The organism is Cellulomonas fimi ATCC 484 (assembly GCF_000212695.1).
Classification (GTDB): domain Bacteria; phylum Actinomycetota; class Actinomycetes; order Actinomycetales; family Cellulomonadaceae; genus Cellulomonas; species Cellulomonas fimi.
This window is the reverse complement of the sequence record NC_015514.1, coordinates 19,790-36,897: the sequence shown is the minus strand read 5'-3', so window position 1 is coordinate 36,897 and position 17,108 is coordinate 19,790. Positions and strand designations below refer to the sequence as shown.

The 17,108-nt window shown below is 73.1% G+C and carries 14 protein-coding genes; 8 read left to right on the top strand and 6 right to left on the bottom strand.

Features of this window, described 5'->3' with window-relative positions:
* The first annotated feature begins 5 nt into the window (after positions 1 to 5).
* The 4 genes from CELF_RS00165 to pknB are packed head-to-tail and all read left to right on the top strand — an operon-like array spanning position 6 to position 6,221.
* Positions 6 to 1,478 (top strand): FtsW/RodA/SpoVE family cell cycle protein, encoded by a 1,473-nt coding sequence (locus CELF_RS00165; protein ID WP_013769214.1) that lies wholly within the window; start codon positions 6 to 8, stop codon positions 1,476 to 1,478.
* Positions 1,475 to 2,926 carry a peptidoglycan D,D-transpeptidase FtsI family protein gene (locus tag CELF_RS00160; RefSeq protein ID WP_013769213.1) on the top strand — a complete coding sequence of 484 codons (1,452 nt, stop codon included), beginning with the start codon at positions 1,475 to 1,477 and terminating at the stop codon, positions 2,924 to 2,926. Before CELF_RS00165 ends, CELF_RS00160 begins: the two co-directional genes overlap by 4 nt.
* Positions 2,923 to 4,212, top strand: a complete 1,290-nt coding sequence (locus tag CELF_RS19260) for a serine/threonine-protein kinase (protein WP_013769212.1) — start codon at positions 2,923 to 2,925, stop codon at positions 4,210 to 4,212. The genes CELF_RS00160 and CELF_RS19260 overlap by 4 nt, the downstream gene beginning before the upstream one ends.
* Positions 4,212 to 6,221: a Stk1 family PASTA domain-containing Ser/Thr kinase gene (gene pknB / locus CELF_RS00150; protein ID WP_013769211.1), complete on the top strand. Its 2,010-nt coding sequence runs from the start codon at positions 4,212 to 4,214 to the stop codon at positions 6,219 to 6,221. The genes CELF_RS19260 and pknB overlap by 1 nt, the downstream gene beginning before the upstream one ends.
* A 178-nt stretch (positions 6,222 to 6,399) precedes the next feature.
* Here the strand turns inward: pknB and CELF_RS00145 are convergent, their stop codons facing one another.
* Genes CELF_RS00145 through CELF_RS00130 form a run of 4 tightly spaced genes read right to left on the bottom strand, consistent with a single transcriptional unit; the run spans position 6,400 to position 8,913 of the window.
* Positions 6,400 to 7,023: an aminodeoxychorismate/anthranilate synthase component II gene (locus tag CELF_RS00145; protein ID WP_013769210.1), complete on the bottom strand. Its 624-nt coding sequence runs from the start codon at positions 7,021 to 7,023 to the stop codon at positions 6,400 to 6,402.
* Position 7,024: 1 nt separating this feature from the next.
* A complete protein-coding gene (locus tag CELF_RS20570; protein ID WP_013769209.1) occupies positions 7,025 to 7,183 on the bottom strand; it encodes a hypothetical protein in 159 nt (52 codons plus the stop codon).
* A gap of 49 nt (positions 7,184 to 7,232) precedes the next feature.
* Positions 7,233 to 8,054, bottom strand: coding sequence for a class E sortase (locus tag CELF_RS00135; RefSeq protein WP_013769208.1), 822 nt, complete (start codon positions 8,052 to 8,054; stop codon positions 7,233 to 7,235).
* Positions 8,047 to 8,913 carry a DUF881 domain-containing protein gene (locus CELF_RS00130; RefSeq protein ID WP_013769207.1) on the bottom strand — a complete coding sequence of 289 codons (867 nt, stop codon included), beginning with the start codon at positions 8,911 to 8,913 and terminating at the stop codon, positions 8,047 to 8,049. The genes CELF_RS00135 and CELF_RS00130 overlap by 8 nt, the downstream gene beginning before the upstream one ends.
* A 177-nt stretch (positions 8,914 to 9,090) precedes the next feature.
* On the opposite strand from CELF_RS00130, the gene CELF_RS00125 reads away from it, so the two are divergent.
* The gene (locus CELF_RS00125) at positions 9,091 to 9,339 is read left to right on the top strand and encodes a cell division protein CrgA (RefSeq protein WP_013769206.1); all 249 of its coding nucleotides are present in this window, start codon (positions 9,091 to 9,093) and stop codon (positions 9,337 to 9,339) included.
* A gap of 289 nt (positions 9,340 to 9,628) precedes the next feature.
* Here the strand turns inward: CELF_RS00125 and CELF_RS00120 are convergent, their stop codons facing one another.
* Both CELF_RS00120 and CELF_RS00115 read right to left on the bottom strand, forming a co-directional pair.
* Positions 9,629 to 10,489 carry a rhomboid family intramembrane serine protease gene (locus CELF_RS00120; protein ID WP_013769205.1) on the bottom strand — a complete coding sequence of 287 codons (861 nt, stop codon included), beginning with the start codon at positions 10,487 to 10,489 and terminating at the stop codon, positions 9,629 to 9,631.
* A 9-nt stretch (positions 10,490 to 10,498) separates the two neighbouring features.
* The gene (locus CELF_RS00115) at positions 10,499 to 11,038 is read right to left on the bottom strand and encodes a peptidylprolyl isomerase (protein ID WP_013769204.1); all 540 of its coding nucleotides are present in this window, start codon (positions 11,036 to 11,038) and stop codon (positions 10,499 to 10,501) included.
* A gap of 166 nt (positions 11,039 to 11,204) precedes the next feature.
* On the opposite strand from CELF_RS00115, the gene CELF_RS00110 reads away from it, so the two are divergent.
* The 3 genes from CELF_RS00110 (at position 11,205) to CELF_RS00100 (ending at position 17,076) form a co-directional block, all read left to right on the top strand.
* Entirely contained in the window at positions 11,205 to 12,233 is a 1,029-nt protein-coding gene (locus tag CELF_RS00110) for a hypothetical protein (RefSeq protein ID WP_013769203.1), read from the top strand.
* Between the two features lie 259 nt (positions 12,234 to 12,492).
* A complete protein-coding gene (locus CELF_RS00105; protein WP_013769202.1) occupies positions 12,493 to 13,815 on the top strand; it encodes an acyltransferase family protein in 1,323 nt (440 codons plus the stop codon).
* A gap of 123 nt (positions 13,816 to 13,938) precedes the next feature.
* Positions 13,939 to 17,076 carry a glycoside hydrolase family 9 protein gene (locus CELF_RS00100; protein ID WP_013769201.1) on the top strand — a complete coding sequence of 1,046 codons (3,138 nt, stop codon included), beginning with the start codon at positions 13,939 to 13,941 and terminating at the stop codon, positions 17,074 to 17,076.
* Positions 17,077 to 17,108: the final 32 nt, after the last annotated feature.

The following is a 17,108-nucleotide window of genomic DNA, read 5'->3' as shown; positions in this document are numbered from 1 at the left end:
GTCTGATGGCGACCGTGCAGCCGCACCCGGTGCGGGCGGGCCGGGGCGTCGAGCTCGGCCTGCTCCTGCTCGCGCTCGCGCTGTCGATCGCGGGCTACGCGCTCGTCGGTCTCGGCACCGAGGGTCGGGTCCCGGCGGACGTGCTCGGCTACGGCGCGGGCCTGACGGCGCTGGCCGTCGCGATGCACCTCGTCCTGCGCTGGCGCGCGCCGTTCGCGGACCCGGTGATCCTGCCGGTGGCGGTCGCGCTCAACGGCATCGGCCTGGCGATGATCTACCGGATCGACATCGCGTACGAGGCGCGCGAGAAGGCGGCGGGCTTCGCCGAGCGGCAGCTCGGGTGGACGGCGATCTCGGTGGTCCTGGCCGCGCTGGTGCTCGTGCTGCTGCGCGACCACCGCACGCTGCGGCGGTACACGTACACGGCGATGGTCGTCGCGCTCGTGCTGGTCGCGCTGCCGCTGGTCCCCGTGATCGGGCAGCAGATCAACGGCGCCCGGATCTGGGTGCGCGTCGGCGGCGTCGGCATGCAGCCCGCGGAGTTCGCCAAGATCGTCCTGGCCGTGTTCTTCGCCGGGTACCTGGTGACGCACCGCGACACCCTCGCGCTGGCGGGACCGAAGGTGCTGGGCCTGCAGCTGCCGCGTCTGCGCGACCTGGGCCCGATCCTCATCGTGTGGGCCGTCTCGCTCGCCGTCCTCGTGCTCGAGCGGGACCTCGGGACGTCGCTTCTGCTGTTCGGCCTGTTCGTCGCGATGCTCTACATCGCGACCGAGCGGCTGAGCTGGATCGTCATCGGCATGGCCCTGTTCGTGGGCGGTGCCGCGATGGCGGCGACCGCGTTCCCGCACGTGGGGGCCCGGTTCGACGTGTGGCTGCACCCGTTCGACCAGGAGATCTTCGACCGCTCCCCCGGCGGGTCGGGCCAGCTGGTCCGCGGCCTGTTCGGCCTCGCGAACGGCGGGCTGTTCGGCACGGGCTGGGGCTCGGGGCGGCCCGACCTCGTGCCGTTCGCGGAGTCGGACTTCATCGTCGCGTCCCTCGGCGAGGAGCTGGGCCTGACCGGCCTGCTCGCGCTCCTGCTCTGCTACACGATCCTCACGGAGCGCGGCCTGCGCACCGCGATCGGCGTGCGCGACGGGTTCGGCAAGCTGCTCGCGGGCGGCCTGGCGTTCGTCGTCGCGTTCCAGACGTTCGTCGTGGTCGGGGGCGTCACGCGGATCATCCCGCTCACGGGCCTGACGACCCCGTTCCTGGCCTACGGGGGCTCGTCGCTGCTCGCGAACTGGGTGATCGTGGCCCTCCTCCTGCGCATCTCCGACGAGGCCCGCCGGCCCGCCCCCGTGGTGCGCGCGGTGCCGACGCCGGAGATCGGCACGCCGGTCACCGCCGGCACGCGCAGCCCCGCCGCGGGCACCCCCGCGGTCCCGTCGCCGGGCGACGACCAGCCGACGCAGCGCATCGGGGGCCTGTCGTGAACACACCCCTGCGCCGCCTCGCGACGGTCGTCCTCGCGATGTTCGTCGTCCTCATGGCCGGCACGACGTGGGTCCAGTACGTGCAGGCCGACAGCCTCAACAACGACCCCCGCAACGTGCGCACGCTCTACCGCGAGTTCGGGAACGCGCGCGGCCCGATCCTCGTGGCGGGCGAGGCGGTCGCGTCGTCGGCGCCGGTCGACGACGCGTTCGGCTACCAGCGCTCGTACACGGGCGGCGACCTGTGGTCGACGGTCACGGGCTACTACTCGGTCGTCAACGGCCGCTCGGAGCTCGAGCTCGCGGCCAACGACGCGCTCACCGGCCGCGGGGACCAGCTGTTCTTCACGCGCGCCCGCGACCTGCTCACCGGCCGCCGTCCGGAGGGTGCCGCGGTCGAGACGACGCTGCTGCCCGCCGCGCAGCAGGCGGCGCGCGACGGCCTCGGCGGCCAGGAGGGTGCGGTCGTCGCGATCGAGCCGTCGACGGGCAAGATCCTCGCGCTCGTCTCGACGCCGGGGTTCGACCCGAACACCCTCGCGACGCACGACACGGCCGCCGCCGGTGCCGCCTTCAGCGAGCTCGACGCGGCCGAGGGCAACCCGCTGCGCAGCAACGCGACGCGCGAGACGTACCCGCCGGGCTCGACGTTCAAGCTGGTCACGGCCGCCGCGGCGCTGGAGAGCGGCGCGTACACCCCGCAGACGCCGCTGCCGGCGCCGGTCACCCTCGACCTGCCGCAGACGACGTCGACGATCGGCAACTTCGGCGGCGGAGGCTGCGGCGCCGACCCGATCACGCTGGCCGACGCGCTGCGCGTCTCCTGCAACACCACGTTCGCCCAGCTCGGCATGGACCTGGGCGACGACGCGCTGCGCACGCAGGCCGAGCGGTTCGGGTTCAACGACCCGTCCCTGACCATCCCGATGGAGGTCGACGCGTCGGTGTTCCCCGAGGACCTCGACGCCCCGACGACGGCCGGGTCGGCGATCGGCCAGCGCGACGTGCGCGCCACGCCCCTGCAGATGGCCATGGTCTCCGCCGCGATCGCGAACGGCGGCCAGCTGATGAAGCCCTACGTGGTGCAGACGGTCCGCTCGGCCGACCTGCACACGGTCGACGAGACGGAGCCCGAGCTGCTGTCCACCGCCGTGTCCCCCGGTACCGCCGCCGCGCTGCGCGACATGATGGTGGGCGTGGTGGCCGACGGCTCGGGCACCGCGGCGCAGATCCCCGGCGTCCAGGTGGCCGGCAAGACCGGCACCGCGCAGACCGGTGACGACGAGGCACCGCACGCGTGGTTCACGGCCTTCGCGCCCGCCGACGCCCCGCGGGTCGCCGTCGCGGTCATCGTCGAGCACGGCGGGAGCGCGGGCAACGAGGCGACGGGCGGCCGTGTCGCGGCGCCCATCGCGAAGTCCGTGATCCAGGCGGTGCTGGGCTCATGAGGACGGCATCGGGCGTGGCCCTGGACGGGCGGTACCGCCTCATCAAGCCCATCGCGACGGGCGGCATGGGCGAGGTGTGGGAGGCGCACGACGACGCGCTGGCCCGCCAGGTCGCGGTCAAGGTGCTCAAGGAGGAGTTCGCGGGCGACCCGGGGTTCCTCGAGCGGTTCCGCACCGAGGCCCGCAACTCGGCGTCGCTGTCGCACCCGAGCATCGCGCAGCTGTTCGACTACGGCGAGCAGGACGGGTCCGCGTACCTGGTCATGGAGCTCGTCGTCGGCGAGCCGCTGTCCGACCTGCTCGAGCGCGAGCCCGTGCTCGCCCCGCGTCGGCTGCTGCCGATCCTCGCCCAGACGGCCCGCGCTCTGCACGCCGCGCACGCGGCGGGCGTCGTGCACCGCGACGTGAAGCCCGGCAACATCCTCCTGGGCCGCGGCGGGCGCGTGAAGATCACCGACTTCGGCGTCTCGCTCGCGCAGAACCAGATCACCATGACGGCGACCGGCATGGTCATGGGCACGGCCCAGTACCTGTCGCCGGAGCAGGCGGTCGGCAAGGCCGCGACCCCGCTGTCGGACCTGTACTCGCTCGGCGTGGTCGCGTACGAGGCGATCGTCGGGCACCGGCCGTTCACGGGGCCGACGGCGGTCGACATCGCCGTCGCCCACGTGAACAACGCCGTCCCGCCGCTGCCCTCGAGCGTCGACAAGGCCCTCGCGGCCCTGGTCATGCGCCTGCTCTCCAAGGACCCGGCCCAGCGGCCGCAGTCCGGCGAGGAGCTCGCGCGCCTGCTGGACCGCATGGTCCCGCGCACCCCGCCGAGCGGCGTCCCGGTCCTCGTGTCGAAGATCTCGCGGCCCGCCGACACGTTCGCGACCGCGAAGGTGAGGCCCTCGACCGCCGAGTCGGCGCCACCGACCTACCCGCCGCGTCGCACCCGGCGCGACGAGCCGGCCCGCGGCCGGTCGGGCGGGACCCCGCGGCACGTCAACGTCCAGTCGCTGCGCACGACCGGTCCGCGCCTCGGCCGCTACACCCGGTTCCGCTGGCCGCTGCTCGCTCTCGCGCTGCTGCTCGTCGCGGCGCTCGGCGCGGCGGTCGCCAACGGCCTGACCCGCGGCGCACCCGCGCCGGACACCCCCGGGGTGCTCGTCGCGCACAGCCCGTCCCCGCAGGGCGACGGCAGTCAGTACCCTCATCGCGGCAGTCCCGATGGGATGATCTCGGTGGACGGGCGCGGTGACGCCTCCGCGCGCCCGCTGACGACGGAAGTGAAGGACGCCTAGTGGTGGACGACGGATCCCGGATCCTCGCCGGACGGTACGAGGTCGGCGAGCTCATCGGGCGCGGTGGCATGGCCGAGGTGCACATCGGCCACGACACCCGGCTCGGCCGCACGGTCGCGATCAAGATCCTGCGCTCCGACCTGGCACGCGACCCCTCCTTCCAGAACCGGTTCCGGCGCGAGGCGCAGGCCGCCGCGGCCCTCAACCACCCGGCGATCGTCGCGGTCTACGACACCGGCGAGGACGTGTTCACCGAGCCGACGGGCGTCGTCGCGCACGTGCCGTTCATCGTCATGGAGTACGTCGAGGGCCACACCGTCCGCGGCATCCTGCGCGACGGGCACGCGGTCCCGATCGAGGAGGCCGTGGAGATCACGGCCGGCGTGCTGTCGGCCCTCGAGTACTCGCACCACGCGGGCATCGTGCACCGCGACATCAAGCCCGCGAACGTCATGCTGACCCCCACGGGCGCGGTCAAGGTCATGGACTTCGGCATCGCGCGCGCGGTCGCCGACTCGGCCGCCACGATGACGCAGACGCAGGCGGTGATCGGCACCGCGCAGTACCTGTCGCCCGAGCAGGCGCGCGGCGAGCAGGTCGACACGCGCTCCGACCTGTACTCGACGGGCTGCCTGCTCTTCGAGCTCCTGACGGGTCGCCCGCCGTTCACCGGCGACTCCCCCGTCGCCGTCGCCTACCAGCACGTCCGTGAGACGGCGCCCACGCCGTCGCAGTTCGCGTCCGACGTGCCCGAGTCGCTCGACCGCATCACCGCGAAGGCGCTCGCCAAGGAGCGCGACGCCCGCTACTCGACGGCGGCCGAGTTCCGCGCCGACCTGGAGGCGGTGCTGCGCGGCGGTGTCGTGAGCGCTCCTGCGGTGGGTGCGGCCGCCGCGGGTGCGGTGCTGGCCGCCGGCGACACGACGCAGGTCATGGCGCCCCCCGCGGCCGTCGCGGCCACGCAGGCCCTGTCCCCCACCACCCCGTGGGGTGCGACGGGCCTCCAGCCGACCACGCCGGCGGACCTGCCCGAGCCCGAGGAGGAGCGCAAGCGGCCCTGGCTGCTGTGGACGCTCATCGGCATCGCCGTCCTCGCGGTCGCGGGCATCGTCGCGCTGCTCATCGCGAACGCCGCGAACGACGAGCCCGACGTCCTGAAGGTCCCGGACGTCATCGGGCTCGACGAGGCCGCCGCCGAGAAGGCGATCACGGACGCGAACCTGCTGTTCACGGCCGCGCAGGAGGCCAACGACACCGTGCCGGCCGGAGAGGCCTTCAAGACCGACCCCGCGGTCGGTACCGAGGTCGACGCCGAGTCGAACGTCACGGTGACCTTCTCGACGGGTCCGGCCAGCACGACGATCCCGACGGGCCTCGCCGGCATGACCGAGCAGGAGGCCGTCGCCGCCCTGGAGGCCGCCGGGCTCGTCGTCGACCCGAACCGCCAGCAGGAGGACGTCGCGACGCAGGAGGCGGGTCGCGTGACCCGTACCGAGCCGCCCGAGGGCACGTCGGTGACGTCGGGCAGCACCGTGAAGCTGTTCGTGTCGAGCGGCAACGTCGAGATGCCGGACGTCACGGGCAAGCCGCGCGCCGAGGCCCAGCAGATCCTCAACGACCTCAAGCTCCTGCTCAACACCGAGTCGGTCGAGACGACCGAGGCCGCGCCCGACACCGTGCTGTCGCAGGACAAGTCGGTCGGTTCGCTCGTGCGGCAGGGCACGACGGTCAACCTGGAGATCGCCGTCGCGCCCGAGAACCCGGTCGTCCCCGACAACCTCGAGGGCACCCAGTACGACCAGGCCGTCAACGCGCTGCGCCAGGCCGGCCTGACGAACGTGCGTCGCATCGACGAGCAGTCCGACCGGCCCGTGGGCGAGGTCATCCGCGTCGAGCCCGACGCCGGCTCCGAGGTCGAGCCGGACCAGCAGATCGACCTCTACGTGTCGAAGGGCCCGGGCGGCAACAACAACGGCGGCGCAACACCCAACCCCACGTCAAAGCCGTAGGGCGCGCCCGCGCAGACGACAGGGCCCGCACCGTCCGAGGACGGGGCGGGCCCTGTGTCGTCGAGCGGCACCGTCGAGAGGTGCTGCCCGGCCGGGTCGTCGCGCGTGCCGTTCGGGCCGTGGCGTCGCGACGTGGCGTCGAGCCGCGGTGTGGCCCCCGGACGGCCCCGGAGGGGTCTCAGAGGCGCACGAGCGGGTGCAGGCCCTCCGAGCGCGCCACGGCCTCGTCGTCGCCGCAGACGGCCAGCCAGTTGGCCAGGAGACGGTGCCCGCCCTCGGTCAGGACGGACTCCGGGTGGAACTGGACGCCGTGCAGGGGCAGCGTGCGGTGCTGCAGGCCCATGATGACGCCGTGCGTCGTGGCCGTGACCTCGAGCTCGTCGGACACCGTCCCGTCGACGACCGCCAGGGAGTGGTAGCGCGTCGCGGTGAACGGCGTCGGCAGCCCGGCCAGCACACCCTCCCCGTCGTGCTCGATCTGGCTGGTCTTGCCGTGCATGAGCTCGGGCGCGTGCGTCACGGTGCCGCCGAACACCTCACCGAGCGCCTGGTGCCCCAGGCACACGCCGAGCATCGGCGTCCCGCTCGCGGCGCAGTCCCGGATGACCTGCATGCTCGCGCCGGCCTCCGCGGGCGTGCCCGGCCCGGGCGAGACGAGCACGCCGTCGAAACCGGCGCGCTCCTCGACGGGGGGCACGGCGTCGTTGCGCACGACGACCGTCTCGGCACCGAGCTGGTCGAGGTAGCCCACGATCGTGTAGACGAACGAGTCGTAGTTGTCGACCACCAGGATCCGCGTCACGTCACTCCCCCACCGTGGTCTCGTTGAACGGCATGAACGGTGCGACCGCGGGGAACACCCACAGGAAGCACGCGGCGAGCACGGCCACGGCCGCGACCGCCAGGGTCAGGGCGCGCACGGCGGCCGGTCCCGGCAGGTGTCGCCAGAGCCACCCGTACATCATCGCCCTCCCCTGGTCCGTGGTCGCCGCGCGTGTGTGCGCCGCACCATCATGCGCCAGGCAGGAGCTCGGCGGGGGTGCCGTCCGTGACGGGCGCCCAGTAGTCGAGCGTCCCGTGCACGATGAACCGCTCACGGGCCGAGAACATCGGGTGGCACGTGGTCAGCGTGATGAGGCGCTCGGTCGGCTCGGCGCCGGGCTGGTCCGGGACGGGCGCGATGACCTCGACCTGCGACGGCAGCACGACCTGCGTCGAGGTGACGCGGTAGACGTACCAGGTGTCCGGGGTCCGGACGACGATCGGGTCGCCGACCTGCAGCTCCTCGACGCGGTGGAACGGGCGGCCGAACGTGGTCCGGTGCCCGGCGAGCGCGAAGTTGCCGACGTCGCCGGGCATCGCGGTGCCCGGGTAGTGGCCGATCCCGAGGACGTCGAGCACCGTCGGCCGGTCGACGCCCTGGGACACGGGCCGCTCCGGCTCCCCCGCCCACCGCGGGACCTGCAGCGTCGCGAAGGTCGTCCCGTGCGGGGGCTCCTCGATCACGGGGGGCGCCTCGTCGCGGCGCGGCTGCGCGACGAGCGGGCCGCTCGCCGTCGCGGTCGGCTCGGGCGTCGGCACGGGCTGCCAGTCCAGGTCGCGGACGATCTCCGCCTGCGCCCGGTTGCCTTCGACGTCGGTCCACCACAGCTGCCACGCGAGGAACGCGAACAGCAGCACGCCGAACGTGATGAGCAGCTCGCCGAGCACCCCGACGACGCCGTAGGCGCGGCTGCGCGCGCGTGACGGGCCGCGCTGCGGCCTGCTGCTGCGCGCCGGGCGGTCGCTGCGAGGCCCGGGGGTGGTCGCCGTGCCGGTGCCGCCCTCAGTCATCCGCTGCTCCCCCACCGGTGGGGGACGTCGGCGCCTGCGGCGTGCGGGACTGCGTCGCGGCGGCGTCACGCCGGGCGTCCCGGAGCGCCTCCTCGAGGCCGGGCAGGATCTCGACGTCGTCGGGCACCCGTGCCTCGTCCAGCTCGGTCGCGCCCGAGTACGCCGGCAGCTCGAGGGTGTCGACGGTCTCGACCGACCAGCCGAGTCCGACGTCCTTCGCGTCGCGCACGTAGCCGGCGACGGCGGTCGAGTCGTCGAGCGCGTCGCGCAGCTCCTCGGGGTCGCCGATCGCGTGGATGACGAACGGGGGCGAGTAGGAGCGGCTGTGCAGGTGCAGGACGTTGCCGACGCAGCGGAACGCGCTCGTCGAGATGACCCGCTGGTCCATGAGCCCCATGGCCTCAGCCCCGCCGGCCCACAGGGCGTTCACGACGGCCTGCACGTCCTGCTGGTGCACGACCAGGACGTCCGGGTCGATGCTTGTGCCGCGCAGCGGCGAGTCGACGGGGGCGTCGTCGAGACGGATCGTGAGGCCGCGCCCGACGACGGGCGTCGAGCCGCCCTCGACGAGGTACCCGAGGCTCGGCGTGCCGATCTGCCCGTCGAGGTCGGCGTTCGTCTCGTCCGCGAGGGCCTCGACGTCGGCGCGCAGGTCGTCGACCTCGGCCGCGAGCTGCTGCACCCGGTCGGTCCGGACCGTCGCGAGCTCGGCGAGGTCCTGGGGGTGGCGCTGGTCGTCCGCCGCGCGGGCGAACTTGGCGTTGGCGGCGAACAGGGCCCCGGACAGGGCCAGCACGACCGCGACCGAGAGCGTCCCGCGCGCGAGGAGCCGACGCGCACGGTGCGAGTGGTCGGTCACGGGCGTCCTCTCGGGCTCGTCGGGGGCTGCCGCCCACTACGCTAGGTCACGTTGCGCGGAGCCCGTGACGTCGCGGGGCCCTCCACGCACATCGTTGTCGCTCGGTGACGCGCCGTCACCGTCGTTCCGCGTGGCGCCCGGGTGTCACGCACCGCCGCTGGACAGGAGCAACCGGACGTGCCTGAGTCGAGGTCGCGCAAGAAGGCCGCGTACATCCCGCCGCCCGAGAAGTCGGCCGGCAAGAAGCCGAACCCGCCGTGGTTCGTGCCCGTCATGCTCGGGCTGATGCTGCTCGGCCTGGTGTGGATCGTGGTGACGTACCTGTCGTCGTCGCGCTACCCGATCCCGGAGATCGGCCAGTGGAACCTGGCGATCGGCTTCGTGCTGATCATCGCCGGTTTCGGGATGACGACCCGCTGGCGCTGACGCGCAGACGGGATCGACGGCGGGGTGGCTCGAGGAGGAGCCGCCCCGCCGTCGGCGTCTGAGCCGCCGTCTCATCCCCTGGTCCGCCGTCCCCAACGTCCCTCACACCTGTGGAACTACACGGCTGTAGTTATCCACAGTGTTGTGCACCGCTGGGGACGGAGGGAGCGTCAGCGCAGGTCAACAGCCTGTGGACGGAACCTGCGTCGTACACCGACAGCCGCGGCGGGCTGGGGACAACGCCCGTCGGCAGGCACCACGACCGTGCGGAGCGGGCAGGCGACAGCCGTCAGAGCATCCCCGCAGCCGCGTAGGCGACCAGCGTCGCGGCGAGCAGGACGGCACCCACGACCGCCGGGGCGACCCACGCCACCTCACGACGCCGGTCGGCGGGGGCGTACGCGTAGGCCGCGCCGAGCGCCACGCCCGTCAGGAGCCCACCCAGGTGCGCCTGCCACGCGATCCCGGCGAACACGAAGCCGATCACGACGTTCAGCGCGAGCACGACGAGGATGCCCCGCACGTCACCGCCCAGCCGTCGCATGACGACGAGCACGGCACCGAACAGCCCGAAGATCGCTCCCGACGCACCGACGACGCCCACGTCCCAGGCGTCGAGGGGCTCCGCGAGCACGACGACCGCGACCGAGCCGCCGAACGCGCTGAGCGCGTACAGCGTGAGGAAGCGCGCCCGGCCGAGCGCCTGCTCGAGGAACGGTCCCGTCATCCACAGCGCCAGCATGTTGACGCCGATGTGCACGTAGCTGCCGGGGGAGTGCAGGAACGACGCGGTGAGGAACCTCCACGGCTCCTCGAGCCCGCGCTCGGGGTCGAAGTACCAGCGGATCGTCCACATCGGGTCGACGAGCTGCAGCACGAAGCTCGCGACGCACAGCGCGATGATCGTCAGCGTGACGACCGGGCGCCCTTCACGGCGCCGCCCCCCGAGGGGAGTCCGCGCGTCCCGGGTGCCCCGCGCCGCCTCTGCGACGCAGTCGACGCACTGCACGCCGACGGCCGCCTGACGCTGGCAGTCGGGGCACGTCGGCCGGCCGCACCGCTGGCAGCGCACGTACGACACCCGGTCGGGGTGCCGCGGGCAGACCGGCGGCGCGACCGGCGCGTCGGACGTCGCGGGGTTCTCGGCGATGAGGGCCTCTCAGTCCTCGATCGACACCGACTGCAGCACGACGTCCTGCACGGGGCGGTCGCCGGGCCGCGTCGGCGTGGTGGCGATCGCGTCGACGACCGCGCGGCTCGCGTCGTCCGCGACCTTGCCGAAGATGGTGTGCTTGCCGTTGAGCCACGTCGTGGCCGCGACGGAGATGAAGAACTGCGAGCCGTTGGTGCCGCCGACCTTGCCCGTCGTCGGGTCGAGCCGCTTGCCGGCGTTCGCCATCGCGAGCAGGTAGGGCTCGGAGAACGTGAGCTCGGGGTGGATCTCGTCGTCGAACGTGTAGCCCGGGCCGCCACGGCCCGTGCCCAGCGGGTCGCCGCCCTGGATCATGAAGTCGGCGATGACGCGGTGGAACACGAGGTCGGAGTACAGCGCGTCGGTGCGCTGCTCGCCCGTCGCCGGGTCCGTCCAGGGCTTGCTGCCCGTGGCGAGGCCCACGAAGTTCTCGACGGTGCGCGGCGCGTGGTTCGGGAACAGCTCGATCCGGATGTCACCGGCGGACGTGTGCAGGGTCGCGAACATGCCGACAGTCTCGCACGCAGCGCCCGCCCGGCGCGGTCGACAGGGTGATGCCCGGGGTCACCGTCCTGCGTCTGAGCAGGTCCGGTGGCAGAGTGGGACTCCAGTGCCGCCGACCAGCGCGGACGGGTCATGCCACCCGCCGCACACCTGACCCCGGGAGTGGACGATGGGCTTCAGCAAGAGCCGCACGACGATCGACGTCGACAAGGAGCACCTCAAGGAGCAGGCCGCCGAGCTCGGGGCGCAGTTCGCCGACCGCGCAGCCAAGGCCAAGATCGCGGCCGCCGTCGGTGCGGGCAAGGCGTCCGACGCCGCCGTGCACGCGAAGGAGTGGACGACGCCACGCGTCGAGGCGTTCGTCGACTGGCTGATCCCGCGCGTCGAGCACGCGTACAAGGAGAGCCTCATCGCGGCCGCCCCCAAGGTCGAGCAGGCCGCCGCCAAGGCGTCCCCGGCGATCGACACCGCGCACGACAAGCTCGTCGACGACCTGCTGCCGCGGCTCGTCGCCGCGATGAACGAGGCGGCCGTCCGCGCGGGCGCCGCCGTCGAGAAGGCGGCGGACTCGTCGGCCGCGACGTCCAAGCGGGGCGCGCGCAAGGCGGCGAAGGCGGCTGCGGCCGCCGCAGCTGCTGCCGCGGCCGAGCAGCGGAACAAGCACACGGGCGCCAAGGTGTTCTGGGTGCTGGCGGGTGTCGCCGCCGCCGGTGCCGCAGCCGTCGCGTGGAGCCGGTCGCGGTCGCAGGTCGACCCGTGGGCCGAGCCGTGGGAGCCCGCCGAGTCGCTCGGCGGGCCGTCGCACGCCGATCTGCGAACGCGTGCGCACGAGGCCCGTCACGACCTGACGGACGCCGTGGGCGACGCGGCGGACGCCGTCGGCGAGGCGGCCGGCGCGGCCGTGGCCAAGGGCCGCGACGCGACCCGCAAGGCCGCCGAGAAGGTCGCCGAGGCCCGCGAGGAGCTCACGGAGAAGGTCGCCGACGCCCGCGAGGGTGCGACGGAGGCCGCCAAGCGCGTGCGCCGCTCGTCGCAGAAGACGGTCGACACCGGCACGACGACCGCAGGCACCACCGAGGAGTTCACGCCGGCCGCCCCGATCGCCGGCGGTGACGCCGCGGGCAGCCCGGCGGCGGACGTCGACCCGGTGACGCCCGGCGCGGACACCTCCGGCACGACGGACGAGCCGAAGGCCTGACACACCCGGCCCGCGCCGCGGGTCCGCAGTTCCCACGCCCCCCGCCGGCCTCGACGCCCGGGGGGCGTGGTGCGTCCCACCTGCGCCGCCGCGCCGGGGGGCGTCATGGCCGGCGGTCCGCCGTCGCGCGGCGCCCTCGAGGCGTCGTGAGAGTGCCTCGGGATACGACAGACTGTCGGACCATGTGGGGCATGTTCCAGGGCGACAAGGACGCCGCGGCCGCTTCCCGGGTACGTCCGGCGCGTGCCGGGGCACGCCGGTGACCGCCGCGACCGCGGTCGAGCAGCCGCTGGACACCCCGCGCCGGTTCCGGGCGCTGCGCGCGCACCAGCTCGACCCGCGGGACAACAGCCTCAACGCCGTCCGGCTCCTGCTCGCCCTCATGGTCCTCGGGACGCACTCGTTCACGCTGACGGGGTCGGGGGTGGGCCCGCAGCTGCACGGCAAGAACATGGGCTCGCTCGCGGTGTTCGGGTTCTTCGCCGTCAGCGGCTACCTGATCTCCGGCAGCCGGTTCACGAACTCGTTCGGCACGTACCTGCTGCACCGGCTCGCGCGCATCATGCCCGCCTACTGGGTGTGTCTCGTCGTCATCGCCGGCCTCTTCGCGCCGATCGGCTACTGGAAGGCGAACGGCACGCTCGACGGCTTCCTCACGGCGCCCCGGACGCCCCTCGACTTCGTCATCTCGAACTGGTTCCTGCGTGTGTCGACGTTCGAGGTCGCGGGGACACCCACGGGGGTCCCGTACCCGCTCGTGTGGGACGGCTCGCTGTGGAGCCTCTACGTCGAGTTCGTCTGCTACCTCGTCATCGGCGCGCTCGGCTTCGTCTCGATCGTGCGCCGGAGCGCCACGGCGATGGGCGTGCTGTTCGCGACGTCGGTGCTGCTGTGGGCCAACAACGCGGTCGTGCTGCCGTACATGGGCAACTCGTTCGACTCGGCCGTCGCCCTGGAGCACCTGCCCTTCTTCCTGGGTGGTGGGCTCGTGTACGCGCTGCGCAGACGTGTCCCGCTGCACTGGGCCGGGATGCTGCTCGCCGGGGCGGTCGGCACCTTCCTGCTCGTGCAGGTCGACCGGTGGGGGATGCAGGCCGCGGCGCCGTTCCTGACGTACGTGATCATGTGGGTGGCGTCGGTCGTCCCGATCCCGCGCCTCATGCACAAGCACGACATCTCCTACGGCTTCTACATCTACGCGTTCCCGGTGCAGCAGCTGTTCGTCATGTTCGGCCTGAACCGCTACGGGTTCCTGCCCTACGTCGTGCTGTGCGTCCTCGGGACCATCCCGCTGGCGCTGGCGAGCTGGCTGCTCGTGGAGCGTCCCGTCATGCGCCGCGCACGGCGGTCGACCGCGACCCGGGTGGACGCGCAGCAGCCGGCGGTGCCGCCGGTGGCGCTCGACGCCCCGTCCTCGGCCGGTCCGGCGGATCCCGCGCCCGGCGCCGAGCCCGCAACCCACGCGCCCACGGATCGGGCTCACGAGCCCGACGTGGCGGCCGGGCCGGGGGGCGACCTCGAGACCGAGGAGCCCCCGCGTGAGGCGGACGTGGCGCGCACCGCCGCTGGTGAGCGGGGCTGAATCGTTTAGGGCGTTGACCTGCGGAGCGACCCGTCTGGACGATGCGCCAGGCGCGTCGTGCGGGTGCGACTGCGGACAGCACGGGGTCGCCGACCACCACTCCCGTGCCCGGAAGAGGACCCCATGCTCCGCCAAGTCCCACGCACGCTCGTCGCGGGTGGCTCCGCCCTCGCCGTCGCCGTCGGGGTGCTCGTCGCCCCGCTCGCGACCGGCGCGGCCGCCGCGCCCACCTACAACTACGCCGAGGCCCTGCAGAAGTCGATGTTCTTCTACCAGGCGCAGCGCTCCGGCGACCTGCCCGCCGACTTCCCGGTCTCCTGGCGCGGCGACTCCGGCCTGACCGACGGCGCCGACGTCGGCAAGGACCTCACCGGCGGCTGGTACGACGCCGGCGACCACGTGAAGTTCGGCTTCCCGATGGCGTTCAGCGCCACGATGCTCGCGTGGGGCGCGATCGAGAGCCCCACGGGCTACTCGAAGGCCGGCTCGCTCGACGAGCTCAAGGACAACCTGCGGTTCGTCAGCGACTACTTCGTCAAGGCGCACACTGCCCCGAACGAGCTGTACGTGCAGGTCGGCGACGGCGAGGCGGACCACAAGTGGTGGGGACCCGCCGAGGTCATGACCATGGCGCGGCCGTCGCACAAGATCAGCGCGTCCTGCCCCGGCTCGGACGTGGCCGCGGAGACGGCCGCCGCGCTGGCGTCGTCGGCGATCGTCCTCAAGGGCGACGACCCGGCCTACGCGGCGACCCTCGTGTCGCACGCCAAGCAGCTCTACACGTTCGCGGACACCTACCGCGGCGCGTACTCCGACTGCGTCACGGCCGCCTCGGCGTACTACAAGTCCTGGTCCGGCTACCAGGACGAGCTCGTCTGGGGCGCGTACTGGCTCTACAAGGCCACCGGTGACGCGACGTACCTCGCCAAGGCCGAGGCCGAGTACGACAAGCTCGGCACGGAGAACCAGAGCACCACGCGCTCCTACAAGTGGACGATCGCGTGGGACAACAAGCAGTTCGGCACGTACGCGCTGCTCGCGATGGAGACCGGCAAGCAGAAGTACGTCGACGACGCGAACCGCTGGCTCGACTACTGGACCGTCGGCGTCAACGGCCAGAAGGTGCCGTACTCGCCGGGAGGCCAGGCCGTCCTCGACTCGTGGGGTGCGCTGCGGTACGCCGCCAACACCTCGTTCGTCGCGCTCGTCTACTCCGACTGGATGACCGACGCGACCCGCAAGGCCCGGTACCACGACTTCGGCGTGCGGCAGATCAACTACGCGCTCGGCGACAACCCGCGGTCGTCGTCGTACGTCGTCGGCTTCGGCGCGAACCCGCCGACCGCGCCCCACCACCGCACCGCGCACGGGTCGTGGCTCGACTCGATCACGACGCCCGCGCAGTCGCGGCACGTCCTGTACGGCGCCCTCGTCGGCGGTCCCGGCTCGCCCAACGACGCCTACACCGACAGCCGGCAGGACTACGTCGCCAACGAGGTCGCGACCGACTACAACGCGGGCTTCACCAGCGCCCTCGCTCGGCTCGTCGAGGAGTACGGCGGCACGCCGCTCGCGTCGTTCCCGACGCCCGAGCAGCCCGACGGCGACCAGCTGTTCGTCGAGGCGATGCTCAACCAGCCGCCCAGCGGCACGTTCACCGAGGTCAAGGCCATGATCCGCAACCAGTCGGCGTTCCCGGCGCGGTCGCTGAAGAACGCCAAGGTCCGGTACTGGTTCACGACCGACGGCTTCGCGGCCTCCGACGTCACGCTCTCCGCCAACTACAGCGAGTGCGGCGCGCAGTCCGGCAAGGGCGTCAGCGCGGGCGGCACGCTCGGCTACGTCGAGCTCTCGTGCGTCGGCCAGGACATCCACCCCGGCGGCCAGTCGCAGCACCGCCGCGAGATCCAGTTCCGGCTCACCGGCCCCGCCGGGTGGAACCCCGCGAACGACCCGTCGTACACGGGCCTGACGCAGACCGCGCTCGCCAAGGCGTCCGCGATCACGCTCTACGACGGCAGCACGCTCGTCTGGGGCAAGGAGCCGACCGGGACGACGACGGACACCACCCCGCCGACGACGCCGGGCACGCCCGTCGCCACCGGCGTCACGACCGTCGGCGCGTCGCTGTCGTGGGCCGCGTCCACCGACGCCGGGTCGGGCGTCGCCGGGTACGAGCTGTACCGGGTGCAGGGCACGACGCAGACGCTCGTCGGGACGACGACCGCCGCGGCGTACATCCTGCGCGACCTCACCCCGGGCACGGCGTACTCCTACGTCGTCAAGGCCAAGGACGTCGCCGGCAACGTGTCCGCCGCGTCCGCCGCCGTCACCTTCACGACCGACACGACCGGGGAGACCGAGCCGCCGACGACCCCGGGCACGCCCGTGGCGTCCGCGGTCACGTCGACGGGTGCGACGCTCGCGTGGGCGCCGTCGACCGGCGACCCGGCGGTGAGCGGCTACGACGTGCTGCGCGTCCAGGGCACGACGACGACGGTGGTCGCGCAGACGACCGTCCCGACCGTGACGCTGTCCGGCCTGACCCCGAGCACGGCGTACACCTACGCGGTGCGGGCGAAGAACGTCGCAGGTGACGTCTCGGCCCTCTCGGCGCCGGTCACGTTCACGACGGCCGCACCGCCGGTCGACACCGTCGCACCGACCGTCCCCGGCACGCCGGTCGCGTCGAACGTCGCCACGACGGGCGCCACGCTCACGTGGACCGCGTCGACCGACAGCGGCGGCAGCGGGCTGGCCGGCTACGAGGTGCTCCGGGTCAGCGGGACGACGCAGACCCTCGTCGCCTCGCCCACGACGGCGACCGTCGCCCTCGCCGGCCTCACGCCGGCCACCGCGTACAGCTACGTGGTGCGGGCCAAGGACGGCGCGGGGAACGTCTCCGCGGTGAGCAGCCCGGTGACGTTCACGACCCTGCCGGTGACGAGCACCCCGTCGTGCACGGTCGTGTACTCGACGAACAGCTGGAACGTCGGCTTCACGGGGTCGGTGAAGATCACCAACACGGGCACCACGCCGCTGACCTGGACCCTCGGGTTCGCCTTCCCCTCTGGCCAGCAGGTCACGCAGGGCTGGAGCGCCACGTGGTCGCAGACCGGGACGACGGTCACCGCGACCGGCCTGTCGTGGAACGCCACCCTGCAGCCGGGCCAGAGCACCGACATCGGGTTCAACGGGTCCCACCCCGGGACCAACACGAACCCGGCGTCGTTCACCGTGAACGGTGAGGTCTGCGGCTGAGCCGCTGATCTCAGGGCGACCGCCTCACGGTC